The sequence below is a fragment of the Aneurinibacillus tyrosinisolvens genome (assembly GCF_001015055.1).
In the GTDB taxonomy this organism is placed as follows: Bacteria; Bacillota; Bacilli; order Aneurinibacillales; family Aneurinibacillaceae; genus Aneurinibacillus_A; species Aneurinibacillus_A tyrosinisolvens.
Genome location: NZ_BBWZ01000022.1, coordinates 1 through 11,789, shown reverse-complemented (window position 1 = coordinate 11,789; position 11,789 = coordinate 1). Strand labels below are relative to the sequence as shown.

15 protein-coding genes and 3 pseudogenes are annotated in these 11,789 nt (G+C 41.8%); 11 read left to right on the top strand and 7 right to left on the bottom strand.

Annotated elements, in window-relative coordinates; all coding sequences use genetic code 11:
• Nucleotides 1-19 precede the first annotated feature (19 nt).
• Nucleotides 20-409: pseudogene (locus tag MBEAL2_RS17585) on the top strand (aminotransferase class V-fold PLP-dependent enzyme); the annotation flags it as partial.
• A 79-nt stretch (nt 410-488) separates the two neighbouring features.
• On the opposite strand, the gene MBEAL2_RS34375 reads toward MBEAL2_RS17585, so the two are convergent.
• Both MBEAL2_RS34375 and MBEAL2_RS17575 read right to left on the bottom strand, forming a co-directional pair.
• Nucleotides 489-920: a methyl-accepting chemotaxis protein gene (locus MBEAL2_RS34375; protein WP_236692930.1), complete on the bottom strand. Its 432-nt coding sequence runs from the start codon at nt 918-920 to the stop codon at nt 489-491.
• A gap of 520 nt (nt 921-1,440) precedes the next feature.
• A pseudogene (locus MBEAL2_RS17575) lies at nt 1,441-1,641 on the bottom strand (GntR family transcriptional regulator); the annotation flags it as partial.
• Between the two features lie 141 nt (nt 1,642-1,782).
• On the opposite strand from MBEAL2_RS17575, the gene MBEAL2_RS17570 reads away from it, so the two are divergent.
• Entirely contained in the window at nt 1,783-2,394 is a 612-nt protein-coding gene (locus MBEAL2_RS17570; RefSeq protein WP_047153583.1) for a GNAT family N-acetyltransferase, read from the top strand.
• 46 nt (nt 2,395-2,440) lie between these two features.
• On the opposite strand, the gene MBEAL2_RS17565 is transcribed toward MBEAL2_RS17570, so the two are convergent.
• The 3 genes from MBEAL2_RS17565 to MBEAL2_RS17555 form a co-directional block, all read right to left on the bottom strand.
• Nucleotides 2,441-2,638 carry a beta-eliminating lyase-related protein gene (locus MBEAL2_RS17565; RefSeq protein WP_236692928.1) on the bottom strand — a complete coding sequence of 66 codons (198 nt, stop codon included), beginning with the start codon at nt 2,636-2,638 and terminating at the stop codon, nt 2,441-2,443.
• A 74-nt stretch (nt 2,639-2,712) separates the two neighbouring features.
• On the bottom strand, nt 2,713-3,294 hold the full coding sequence (locus MBEAL2_RS17560) for an LOG family protein (protein WP_047153581.1): 582 nt from the start codon (nt 3,292-3,294) through the stop codon (nt 2,713-2,715).
• A 167-nt stretch (nt 3,295-3,461) separates the two neighbouring features.
• Nucleotides 3,462-4,094, bottom strand: coding sequence for a YhcN/YlaJ family sporulation lipoprotein (locus MBEAL2_RS17555; protein ID WP_082130004.1), 633 nt, complete (start codon nt 4,092-4,094; stop codon nt 3,462-3,464).
• Nucleotides 4,095-4,513: 419 nt separating this feature from the next.
• Here MBEAL2_RS17555 and MBEAL2_RS17550 point away from each other — a divergent pair, with 419 nt between their 5' ends.
• Entirely contained in the window at nt 4,514-5,254 is a 741-nt protein-coding gene (locus MBEAL2_RS17550; RefSeq protein WP_047153579.1) for a polysaccharide deacetylase family protein, read from the top strand.
• A gap of 209 nt (nt 5,255-5,463) precedes the next feature.
• A complete protein-coding gene (locus MBEAL2_RS17545; protein WP_047153578.1) occupies nt 5,464-6,432 on the top strand; it encodes a hypothetical protein in 969 nt (322 codons plus the stop codon).
• A 155-nt stretch (nt 6,433-6,587) separates the two neighbouring features.
• Here the strand turns inward: MBEAL2_RS17545 and lysA are convergent, their stop codons facing one another.
• Nucleotides 6,588-7,946: a diaminopimelate decarboxylase gene (lysA, locus tag MBEAL2_RS17540; protein ID WP_047153577.1), complete on the bottom strand. Its 1,359-nt coding sequence runs from the start codon at nt 7,944-7,946 to the stop codon at nt 6,588-6,590.
• A gap of 495 nt (nt 7,947-8,441) precedes the next feature.
• Between lysA and MBEAL2_RS17535 the strand changes: the two genes are divergently transcribed.
• Entirely contained in the window at nt 8,442-8,708 is a 267-nt protein-coding gene (locus MBEAL2_RS17535; protein ID WP_047153576.1) for a hypothetical protein, read from the top strand.
• 162 nt (nt 8,709-8,870) lie between these two features.
• On the top strand, nt 8,871-9,146 hold the full coding sequence (locus tag MBEAL2_RS17530) for a DUF2642 domain-containing protein (RefSeq protein ID WP_047153575.1): 276 nt from the start codon (nt 8,871-8,873) through the stop codon (nt 9,144-9,146).
• A 65-nt stretch (nt 9,147-9,211) separates the two neighbouring features.
• Here MBEAL2_RS17530 and MBEAL2_RS31840 read toward each other — a convergent pair whose 3' ends face one another.
• Complete coding sequence (locus MBEAL2_RS31840) at nt 9,212-9,355, bottom strand: hypothetical protein (RefSeq protein ID WP_161798228.1); 144 nt, start codon at nt 9,353-9,355, stop codon at nt 9,212-9,214.
• A gap of 258 nt (nt 9,356-9,613) precedes the next feature.
• On the opposite strand from MBEAL2_RS31840, the gene spoVAC reads away from it, so the two are divergent.
• The 5 genes and pseudogenes from spoVAC to MBEAL2_RS17510 form a co-directional block, all read left to right on the top strand.
• Entirely contained in the window at nt 9,614-10,096 is a 483-nt protein-coding gene (gene spoVAC, locus MBEAL2_RS17525) for a stage V sporulation protein AC (protein ID WP_047153644.1), read from the top strand.
• A 2-nt stretch (nt 10,097-10,098) separates the two neighbouring features.
• Nucleotides 10,099-11,106, top strand: a complete 1,008-nt coding sequence (gene spoVAD / locus MBEAL2_RS17520) for a stage V sporulation protein AD (RefSeq protein WP_047153574.1) — start codon at nt 10,099-10,101, stop codon at nt 11,104-11,106.
• A 20-nt stretch (nt 11,107-11,126) separates the two neighbouring features.
• Nucleotides 11,127-11,219: pseudogene (locus MBEAL2_RS32435) on the top strand (stage V sporulation protein AE); the annotation flags it as partial.
• 30 nt (nt 11,220-11,249) lie between these two features.
• A complete protein-coding gene (locus tag MBEAL2_RS17515; RefSeq protein WP_047153573.1) occupies nt 11,250-11,456 on the top strand; it encodes a DUF1657 domain-containing protein in 207 nt (68 codons plus the stop codon).
• Between the two features lie 63 nt (nt 11,457-11,519).
• On the top strand, nt 11,520-11,789 hold a 270-nt coding region (locus MBEAL2_RS17510; protein ID WP_047153572.1), incomplete at its 3' end, for a membrane protein.

Below are 11,789 nucleotides of genomic sequence, written 5' to 3'. Positions count from 1 at the left end.
GGAGCAACAGTATGCGCAGAAAGGGCGGATTGCGGCTGCCAAATATCTCGGCATGGACGATCCGAACCAAATCGCATTAACTGACAGCACCACCATGGGCCTCGGCACCATTTACACAGGGCTTAATATTCAAAAAGGACAGGAAATCTTAACAACGGAGCACAATTATTATTCCCAGCAGGAGGCCGTGAAGCGGGCAACAGAACGAACCGGAGCAACCTTCCGGGAAGTTCATTCCTACGATAACATTCATGAAATAACCCAGGAAGAAATGGTTGAAAATATTATTAAAGAAATAACAGATCAGACACGTGTTGTCGGGACTACCTGGGTGCATTCCAGTACAGGGCTTAAATCCCCGATTGCTAAAATATCGCAGGCCCTGGATGCTGTGTACTCTCTTAAATAAACGGGAAGATTTCCCGTTAAACTGTGGAAGGACTGCTCACCTAGAAATCTAAGTGGCAGTCCACTTCAGGTTCAATTTTTTATAGTTTTTTAGCAAATTGGTTAAGCTTGTTAGACATATCTTGAATTTCTTCAATAAACGTTGAAATTTGTTGAGTGGAAGCTGCTTGCTCTTGACCAATGGCAGCTATTTGCTCAATTGAACTTCCGATTTGTTCCGTAATTTCTTGGATCTGAACTAGTGTTTCACGTATCTTTTGGGTTGATGTGACTGTTTCTTTAGAAAACTTTCGAATTTCACTGGCAACCACTTCAAATCCTTTCCCTTTTTCCCCAGCACGCGCTGCCTCTATTGCTGCGTTTAGCCCCAGCAAATTCGTTTGGTCTGCAACTCTTTTAATAATAGACAATACTTCGCCTGTATTCTTAACATCTTCCCCAGCCTGATGGGATTGAAGCAGGAGCTTTTGGGTGAAGTCAGCCAGTGAAGCAGATGCATTCGCGACATTCATAATTCGTTCATTAGCTTGTGATAATGATGTTGAAATTTGATCTGCAATCGCTCTTAATTCACTTTGCCTGCGCATTTGGATAGCGATCCCGCCAATGACTTTATTATTTTTGTCATGGAGAGGAACTGCTGTCCCTGTAAACTCATATCCATAAAAATCGGCAGGCACCTCTGCCTGGAGCCGCTTGTTCTGAACCAGCGCAAGGGCGAGCGGTTCTTCAGGGTTTAAAGCTTGACCGATTTTAATGTTTAAGTTTATTGTTTCACCCGGGAAATAGGCAATAAATTTCTCTACGTCACAAATAGCGATCGATAGATCAGCGGGAACAGATACTTTAAGAATAGGTATAATAGCAATAAGGCTTTCCAGTGAATCAATATGGTTTATCATTGAAGTAAACGCTCCATTCTATAAGTGTTGCTGCCGTAAAGATTATATCGGAAATATTGTTTATTATATTTAGTCATAAACCTGTTTTACAATTTACGCCATACCTCGTAAGGGAAATGAGTTAAATCTATCCTTCAGCCAAAAGCTGCTGGTAAGCAGCATCAACCGTATTTCGGCTCACTTCCAAATGCCCGGCTAACTTCCGTTGGGAGGGTAACTTGCTTTCTGGTGGTATCTTTCCACTTTCTATTTCACTTCTAATATAATCATATAACTGTATGTACAGCGCTTCTTCCTTATCATTATCCAATCCAGGAGTAATTTCCAGCATCATCTTCACCTTCTATGCAATCTGGCCTTGTGAGAAATATTAGAACTGGCTCTTCTTACGGTGCCAGCACCTTCACTATACTAAGAATACAGTAAGCCTTGAGTAAAAAACATAACGAACGAAGGAGAGTGGAGGGTTACCATGCTGAAACGAGTTCAATTGGTTGGAAAACGAGTGAAACTTATTCCGTTAGAAAAAGGACATACGAACGATCTATTCGAGGCAGCCAGACCATCTGAGATTTGGACCTATATGCCTACAAAGGGGAAAAGTCTTGAAGATATACGGAACATAGTAGAAAGTGCTCTCAAAGCCAGGGAGAATGGAACGGAGCTGCCTTTTACTGTTTATGATTTAGATACAAACTGTATTATTGGCAGCACTCGGCTTCTAAATATCTCTCTGCCAAATAAAAGCACAGAGATTGGATGGACATGGTATTCCCCTTCTGTTTGGCGCACAAGGGTAAATACAGAATGCAAATATCTATTGCTGCGTTATTGCTTTGAAGAACTGCAATTGAACCGGGTTCAATTTAAAACCGATGTAAGAAACGAGCGTTCCCGGAACGCGATTCTGCGGTTGGGCGCTTTACAAGAAGGAATTATTAGAAAAGAGCGCGTTTTACAGGATGGGTACGTACGGGATTCAGCGATGTACAGCATTATTAAAGAGGAATGGCACTCTGTAAAGCAGCGTCTGGAAGATTTTCTACAGGTCGATGTACATACAGAAATTATCTATGAAAATTAAAAAATGATACGCACTCTTTACTATCAAAGAATGCGCGCGAAACGTGTTAATGTTTTATCGATATCGTTCGCTGAAATATCTTTGTGCGTAACGAACCGGAATACGCCCAGGCCAAATTCAGATACGAGAACGCCTTCATATTCTCTAAAGGCACAATGGTGCCACCAGCCCGGTTCTGTGTGTTTTCTATGCAAAGAAGACTCGTGTGCAGCGACTCATCAGGGAGCCTGATTGCTGCACGCATTTCAGTTGTCGGCCGCGTTCCGGCGTCGGTTCGATAATCAATGTACATGGTTCACCTCAAGGATAATAAATGTATTATGTCTGATGTTTTTGAATCCACGTTTTCACTGCTGGTGGTTCGTATGCAGAAAATTTTTCAATTAATCTTTCCGGATCCGATTCAACGATAGCCATTGAGCGGTATTTTTGTTGCATGAATTGCTGTTCTGTCATATGGTCAAAAAGGGAAACAAGAGGGTCGTAATAATGATTAATGTTTAAAAGGCCAAAAGGTTTTTGGTGCAGCCCTAACTGCGCCCAGGTGAATATTTCAAAAAACTCTTCCAATGTCCCAGGCCCCCCTGGTAAAGCGATAAACCCGTCTGCTAAATCAGCCATTTTCGCTTTTCTCTCATGCATGGAATGAACGATAAAAAGTTCTGTTAAGTTCGGATGTGAAATTTCACGCTCCTCCAGCATCTTTGGAATAACACCGATTACTTCTCCTCCTTCTCCGAGAACGGCATCCGCGATTCCACCCATAATGCCGACACTTGCCCCACCATATACAAGCGTGATTTCTCGTCTGGCTAATTCTTTACCGAGTTGGATTGCTCCTTCTTTGTACTTGTTAGAAGCGCCGTTACTTGAGCCACAAAAAACAGCTAATCGTTTCAATAGATTTCCCTCCATCCAATTGTATTTAATGTATTCGAGATTATCGGGCTGAAACCTGTCCGCGATATGCTTCAGCAATCATTAAATCTTTGTTCCCAAGTACAAAATATTTTTACTCAAGTAAAAAGAAGACTTCCCGGGAAGAAGTCTCCTTTTGTAACCGTTATTTAACGAAAGGGCGCTGTAACGGTACGGCCAATATCACGGATAAGTGTTCCAACATCATTGGCCAGTGTGCGAATTGGATGTCCATTCCCTAGTTGTGTACTCAGGGTACGAATTCGTTGGCGCAATGCTCCATCGGCTGTTACATGAACATTATACCCTGGATCTGCTGCTTGCACAGTCCGGCGCACCTGTTGTTCAATCCTTTGTCGGTTATCTTTTGCAGTGTTGGTAAGATCAAGCCCCACAATAGCATCGTTACCCACTACAACTGTAGTCACATGCGCAACTCCTGGAACAGTTCCAGCCACTTGCGCTATCCGTGCTGCAACAGCATGATTATCGGTGGTCGTATTATGACCGTCATTATTAACCGGAGAAGGGGTTCCATAGGGCCTTACGCCGTCATTGCGCACCCCATACGGACGAACACCATCATGATAAGGAGCCACATTATTGGCTCGGTTCCCATTTGCCTGATATCCCTGCGTTCGATTTGTATTATTTGGAGTCGCGCCTGGGTTGCAAGCAACCATGGAGCTCGCCAATACAGCTACAAGTGAAACAACAGTTATCCCTTTTATGTTTTTCTTCATCTCTTCACCTCCATTGTTAGTTTGTACAGTTCGTCCCATCCTAACATGGGTGATTACAGGAAGTTATTTTACAAATACTTACTAGCCACTACTACTGTAAAGGGCAAAACAATTTGTTTTTACAATCCTCATTTCATCTCCAAAAGTATCCACATATAGAAATAAAACAAAATGCGCAAGCTATAAATGGGATTTGCTTCTATTTAAAAGGATGAACGCTCCTTGAACAACCTATTCAAGACTTCGGGATTACCACAGCAGAGAAAGAAACTGTACCTGCTCAATCACTCCATTTGCCCCAGGGTTCTTAGAAATAAGATTCATCAGTAATTATGTGGACCAGAAATGGATGACCATTCCTTCCCGGTAGACAGAGATAATTTAGGAGATGGGTTCCGTACTACTGTTGTTGAATCAAACAGCAATTGAATATAGAAAGCATAAAGGCGGTAAATGAAGTGGTAAAACAATTTTCTCTATTTTTTCTTTTTCTTTCACTCTTTTTTTTTGACGGCGAAGCCGTACATGCCAGCAAGAAAAACCGTGCTTATTTTGAATCAAGAGGAAGTATCGTATGGGAGGTAAACACAAAAGAAAAAATGATTGCCCTCACATTTGATGACGGTCCTGATCCCAGGTATACACAGCCTATTCTCAAGTTATTGGAAAAGTACCAAGCAAAAGGGACATTCTTTGTCATCGGCAGCAAAGCAGAAAGAAATTCTACCCTTATTAATGAAATGATTCAGAACGGACATGAGATTGGCAACCATACATACCGCCATCCTAAAGTACATACGATTTCTCTATTCCAGCTTCAAAGAGAAATCAGGGATGCGGATGATATCATTCATGCCATTACAGGGATATACCCATCCCTATTCCGCCCGCCAGGCGGCGTTTATGATGAAAAGGTAGTAGAAGCTGCAAAGTTTGGAAATCAGATTGTCGTAATGTGGTCATGGAAGCAGGATACAAAAGACTGGAGAAATCCAGGTACACAGAAGATTATCGATAAGGTGTGCAAAAATGCTCGTCCCGGGAACATTGTTCTATTCCACGATGCAGGTGGAAACCGGACACAGACGGTACAGGCAGTAGAAGGCATCCTGGATAAACTAACGAAGGAGGGCTATACGTTTGTTACCGTCTCACAACTGCTTTCGCAAAAAGAGAAGGACGTTTCCCACAAAAAGTAGACAATACATTGCGGCATGTATTGTCTTTAGATAAGAAACTGATTGGTAAATTGAATAAAAAGGTCCCTTTTGCAAACTCTATATGTATGTTTTTTATACACAAAATTCCAAGATGTTCACTGTCAACGATGTGCGGATTTCTGTTGTAAGTGTGCTAATAAGCATCAGATAATGGCTTCTTAATGAAATTCATGGTCGGGGGGTTATTAATGAAGAATGAATTACTATCTGTTTTGGTTTGCAGTACAATTTTAATAACAGGATGTACCCAACAAGGGCAAAAATCGCAGAGTATCCAAAACGCAACACAAAGTATGGCAAAGAACCAATCCGTTCAAAGAGCCTTTTCTGATGGCAGAATACAAGTCATGCAACAAGATGAACAAACGAAGCGTTCAATTCTCCAAAATACAATAAAAGAACAAGAGATGATGATGACTGACCCTGACTTACGACAGAGAGTTATTGGATTCAATGCCAAAATGAATCAATTAATGACCAATGATCCAACAGGAAAAGAACAGTTAATGGTATCCACCTTAAATGTAATGAATGGGATAAATGATGATAGAAGGAAGCATCATCATTTAGTTCAAATTCAAAATGAATCTCGAAAGAAAGCATTGAAGGACATCCATTTACAAAGCAAAATTCTACAACAAGGAGTGAATGAACGGTTCTTAGCCCTGAATAACCCCACTACTTCACGAAGTGTAAAAGAACTATCGTTAAAGACAACTGATGCAATCCATAATGATAAAGATTTTAAGCCAAGAAAACTCACGCAAGATATTCAAGGGTTCAAAGACATTAGTACAACACCTTCCTTGCGTTCTCAAATGGCAGATGCTATGATACCCCTCCTAAAAGACCCTAAAATTGCAGATGAATTGGAAAAAATGATTAAGATGGCGGTTGCACAAGCGACACAAAAAATGCAGGTACAGATGCAACAACAAATGAAACAACAAATGGAACAACAACAAATGGAAAAAAGAAAAATCGAAAAAGTTCATCAGATAATCAAGAACCTGAAGGAAAAACTAACATACAATCGAAAGATTCCAAAGAACAACAAAATGAATAGAGGTTGCTCATGTGGTGACCTCTTAAATCTTTATTTCCTCATATCTACTATCCCATTACTTATAAATTGTCAGTGTAATTACAAAAGATAATAAAGAAGCTCGTTACATATGAGGACCACATGCATTTCCTTGAGGAAATTTATGCGGTCCTTTACCAAATTAGAGGAGCATATTTACATGCATTAAATCGAAAGTTAATGAATGCAATAAATGGGTCCTGTAAAATTCAATTGACTACGTCCGATTTAAATATCCGATATTCTTTCAATCATGTAGCTATGATTTTTTAGTGTATTGACTATTTCAGGAATATACTCATTAGCTATTAGATCTTTGTAGGTTTCGCGTTTCACGACGATTTCCGCTTCCCCATTCTTTACAAATACAACAGCAGGTCTTGGAATACGATTATAATTACTAGCCATGGCGTACCCGTATGCACCTGTACATGAAACAGCTAAAATATCTCCATAGTTTACTTTAGGCAACTCGATATTCCAGATGAGCATATCTCCACTTTCACAACACTTTCCTGCTATTGAGACAATTTCCTCCGGCTTTTCATTTATTCGGTTGGCTAGTATAGCCTCGTACTTCGCTTGATATAATGCCGGACGAAGATTATCTGTCATTCCTCCATCTACCGACACATATTTTCGGATACCCTCTACTTCTTTGATAGAGCCGACGGTATAAAGCGTCATTCCAGCTTCTCCAACAATAGTACGTCCTGGCTCAATCCAAATTTCGGGAAATGGGTACGCTCTTTTCGTAAATGAACGATGGACAGAATCAGTAATCACTTTTATATATGCTTCTTCTGTTGGCGGTATATCCTCAGCATGATAACGTATGCCAAATCCCCCACCAACATTTAAAACTTGGGCTGTGAACGACAATTTATCTTGGAGCTGCTCCAGAAATTCAGCAAGACATTCGATTGCAGCTTCAAATCCTCTAGTTTCAAAGATTTGTGAACCGATATGGGAATGCAAACCAAGAAGATGAAGAGAGGAAAGCTGTAAGGCTTCACTCACTGCCTTATAAGCTTGACCGCTTTTTATATCAAATCCAAATTTAGAATCCTGTTGTCCTGTGACCATGTATTGGTGGGTATGGCATTCTACTCCTGGAGTAACCCGTAAAAGAATATGGGCCGTTTCTCCGTATTTCCGGGCTAAATCGGCTAACATAGTTAACTCATAGAAATTGTCTACGACGAAACAACCTATATTTTCCTCTAGTGCCATTTGAATTTCTTGTCTCGTTTTATTATTACCATGAAAATGGATGCGCTCAGCAGGAAATCCTGCAGCTAAGGCTGTAAATAATTCCCCTGCAGAAACAACATCCAAACACAAATTTTCCTCTTCAATAACCTTACATAACTTCATAGTACAAAATGCTTTACTGGCATAAGCTACACGAAACCGGTGCCCCGTCTCTTTGAAAGCTTGAATGTAATTTCGACACTTTTGCCGAATTAATTCCTCATCGTAGACAAATAAAGGAGTGCCGAACTTTTCAACTAAATCAAGGGTATCACAACCACCTATTTCTAAATGGCCTTGCTTGTTAACCGTAGATGTTCCGTGTAAAAACAAACACGATTCCCCCTTTCTACTCAAGGTTTTAATTAAAAGGATTGGGTAAAATGATTATTGGTGAATCTTCTTGAAAAATAACAAGTTTAGCCCAACCCACTGGCTTTAATTCTTATTACTCCCACCCAATATACTAAGACATCAACCTAATAATTGCCTGGGCTAATGTCCCTCCACAAACAACTATTTTTACTTCCAGGTTATTAGTCCAACAATCCCTGGCCTAAAGACGTTTCTCTTTTTGGCTTCGGGTCGTCGATAATCAATATAATTGACGCTCAATCCAACTTTACATCTTGTGAAAAGAAAGAGTGCTTAAAAAGGCAATCCAAGTCTAAATCCCCTTTTTGGTTTTACGTAACCCAGATTAGCGGACATTGCATTAAAAGGGGCATTCACCCATACACTTGTTCACTTATCTTTGTGTACTTTATACCATCTGCTTTACTCACCCTTATTTATGTATCAGTATTTACAAAGAGAGGAGATAAATAGTTGGATACTGAACACTCGTATACATTGTGTCGACATCACCTTCATCGTTATGTACGGGTAACAACGACAGAAGGTAAAATTTACGATGGATTTATTGTCGACGTTAATCTTGAAAATGTTATCCTTGGCATTCCTACGCATGAAATAGAGGGAGCCGACTCCCATGAATTTGGCTTGGGTCCCTTTAGTAGACATTTAACGCTTCCCATATCTGTGCTTGCTTCCTTGTTTTTACTTCCCTTTTTCGGAAGAGCGGTTCCCTTCTGATCATCGCTTACTGGTTTCTTTACTATGGGCCAAAGAAAAACAAATTACAGGGTCTTGTAGTTGAAAATAAAAGGATCAATCAGCACTTTGGGTATTTGCCTCATGTCATCTTCCTGTATTCCGCATATACTCCTATTACGGCTAAAAATTAAGGAGGTAAACATGAATTATCCGTTTTATCACCGTTATGTTTATCCTGTATCAGAGCAGATTGAATACGTACCTGAGAAAAGAGAATCTACTTCTAGGAACACTGTGACATTCACGAAACAACTTCTGAATAGTTTACAACAACGGAGGGGAAGACAAATATCCGTTGCGACGTCGGTTGAAATCATTAAAGGAACATTAGAGGAGGTTTACCCCGATCATATTTTAGTCTCCAATGAAGGAGAACATTATCAAATTAGGCTTGAGGGGATCATCTATATTAATTAGTAACTGTTTAGCCTATTGTTAGACAACACAAATAGAGGTTCTTCATCATGAGCCTCCCTCTATCCTTATTTTATGGGAAATAAATCAACATTTGCCTGATTATTATCAAAGGCTCCTTTTCCCTCTGGATTTATTCCAGGGGGAACCACAATGTTTATCCCTCCCTGACATAGGATGATGTACGGTTCGTCCATGATTATTTCACTCACTCAACCTTCCCTAAATGTTTCCGACCGTCAGCATATACGGAACTTGATTCGCTACATGGGTTTACATAGTGAATGATATCGGATGTTAATAAAAAAGCTCCTATTAACAGAGCTGCAAGCTGTCAAAACTTTATCGGTAGCCTGGAGACAGCGGAAAACGAATCCGCTGTCTTTTTTTGTGCCCCTCTCCCTTCGTATGAAACGACTTTTTTTCAGCAAAATATAAGAGATGATTCTACTTACGTAAAGGAGAAAGCGATGCCAAGTAAAGCAAAAAGAAAAAAACTAACCCCCACCCAGATCGAATATCAAAGTTTCGCCAAACAGCGTGAACCTACAAGACCGATTTTTAAGAACGCAATTCGCGCCTTTTTTGTCGGCGGATTCATATGCTTATTGGGCCAGTTTATTCAGATGTTTTTTATGAATGTTTTCCATTTCTCACAGAAAGCAGCCGGAAACCCAACCGTGGCGGTCCTTATCTTCACTTCCGTTCTTCTTACCGGACTTGGCGTATACGATAAAATTGCCCAGTTTGCGGGAGGCGGCACGGCTGTACCTGTTACCGGGTTTGCCAATTCCATTGCTTCAGCCGCCATTGAACACAAAACGGAAGGCTATGTGCTCGGCGTAGGCGGGAATATGTTCAAGCTTGCCGGCTCGGTTATTGTTTTCGGCGTCGTATCCGCCTTCTTTGTCGCGCTTATAAAATGGGCGATTTCAGCCCTTGGAGGTGTATAGGCTTGCTTCAGGGACATCAAACGTGGGTATTCCCCACCCAGCCTGTTATTTTATCCTCCGCCGCAGTCGGGGGATCACATGAGGCGAAAGGACCCTTAGCTGAAGACTTTGATATTCTTCATGAAGATCTCTGGCTAGGACAAGATAGTTTGGAGAAGGCTGAGAAAGTCATGCTCGAAGAAGCCTGTGATAAAGCCATTGAAAAAGCGAACATCCAAAAAGGCAGCATTAATTTTATGCTGGCCGGCGATTTAATTAACCAGATTACACCCAGCAGTTTTTCCGCGCGTACCGTAGGGGTTCCTTATCTCGGGATTTTCGGCGCCTGCTCAACTTCCATGGAAGGGCTTGCCCTCGCCGCACTGCTCGTCGATTGCAAAGCAGCCAAGTATGTCCTTACAGGAACTTCCAGCCACAATCTTACTGCCGAAAAGCAGTTCCGGTATCCAAATGAATACGGAGCTCAGAAGCCGCCTACGGCCAACTGGACTGTAACCGGTGCGGGCGCTGCAATTGTAGGCGCAAGTGGAAATGGCCCTCGGGTAACCGCAGCGACAATTGGACGGATTGTTGATATGGGGATTTCTGACCCCTTTAATATGGGATCGGCCATGGCACCGGCCGCTGTAGATACCATTGAGGCGCACTGCCGGGATTTACAGATTCAGCCCGACCATTACGATCTGATTGTGACCGGTGATCTTGGCAGGGTCGGCCATCCGATTGCGGCTGACCTATTAAAGAAGCACGGTTTCGCCATCGCGGAAAAATCCTTTACCGATTGCGGCCTGCTTATTTACAGCAAAGAGCAGAAGCTGTTTGCGGGCGGAAGCGGCTGTGCGTGCTGTGCAACCGTAACATATGGACATTTGCTCAACCGGCTGCATAAGGGTGAATGGAAACGAATCCTTGTGATTGCTACCGGCGCTCTTCTTTCTCCGCTCACCTTTCAGCAAAAAGAGAGCATTCCTTGTATCGCTCATGCCGTTGCCATCGAAAGTAGCTTATAGGAGGTAAAAACAATGAGTATATTACCGGTATTTTTGAGGTAACAAGTGCCGGTATTTCCGCTGCGATTATTTTTGGTTTTTTGGGCTCCCTTGTGTTTAAACCGCGATCCTAGCGCATACTACTCTTTGTGGAGGTGAGATTCATGACAGTGTCTACACAGGTAAAGACAGTGGTTGCCAGCTTAAAAGGCGCACAGGCGAGTTTAGAGACATTTGCGCTTGGTACGCAAGATAAACAAGCAAAACAACTGTTCACGCAACAGGCGCAACAAACACAATCGATTATTGATGCCCTAGAGCCGCGTGTTCAACAGTTGGAGCAGGAAGAGCCACAGTACAAAGGCTTCTAAGTTTTCCATTTGTAAGGTGAGTGGTCGTGCTCACCTTACTTCTTATGAGATGAGGTGAATAAAATGGCCGATACATTTGTAATTATGCTGCGTGCATTTTTTGCCCTTATAACCCTCTTTGTTATCACCAGGTTAATGGGAAAAAAACAGCTGGCTCAGCTGACGTTTTTTGAATACATAACAGGGATTACCGTAGGAAGCATTGTCGCTTTCATCTCAACAGACCTGGAGGGCAACCTTGTCCACGGGTACGCCAGCCTGCTTGTCTGGGCAGTGATCCCTCTCTTGATTGATTATGTATCCGTAAAAAGCAGGACCGCCCGCGGGATTTCC

Excerpts from the sequence above, each read along its gene's own strand:
- MBEAL2_RS34375 (WP_236692930.1), bottom strand. The coding sequence starts at position 920 with ATGAATGTCGCGAATGCATCTGCTTCACTGGCTGACTTCACCCAAAAG.
- MBEAL2_RS17570 (WP_047153583.1), top strand. The coding sequence starts at position 1,783 with ATGCTGAAACGAGTTCAATTGGTTGGAAAACGAGTGAAACTTATTCCG.
- MBEAL2_RS17565 (WP_236692928.1), bottom strand. The coding sequence starts at position 2,638 with ATGCGTGCAGCAATCAGGCTCCCTGATGAGTCGCTGCACACGAGTCTT.
- MBEAL2_RS17555 (WP_082130004.1), bottom strand. The coding sequence starts at position 4,094 with ATGGGACGAACTGTACAAACTAACAATGGAGGTGAAGAGATGAAGAAA.
- MBEAL2_RS17545 (WP_047153578.1), top strand. The coding sequence starts at position 5,464 with ATGAAGAATGAATTACTATCTGTTTTGGTTTGCAGTACAATTTTAATA.
- MBEAL2_RS17530 (WP_047153575.1), top strand. The coding sequence starts at position 8,871 with ATGAATTATCCGTTTTATCACCGTTATGTTTATCCTGTATCAGAGCAG.
- spoVAC (WP_047153644.1), top strand. The coding sequence starts at position 9,614 with ATGCCAAGTAAAGCAAAAAGAAAAAAACTAACCCCCACCCAGATCGAA.
- MBEAL2_RS17515 (WP_047153573.1), top strand. The coding sequence starts at position 11,250 with ATGACAGTGTCTACACAGGTAAAGACAGTGGTTGCCAGCTTAAAAGGC.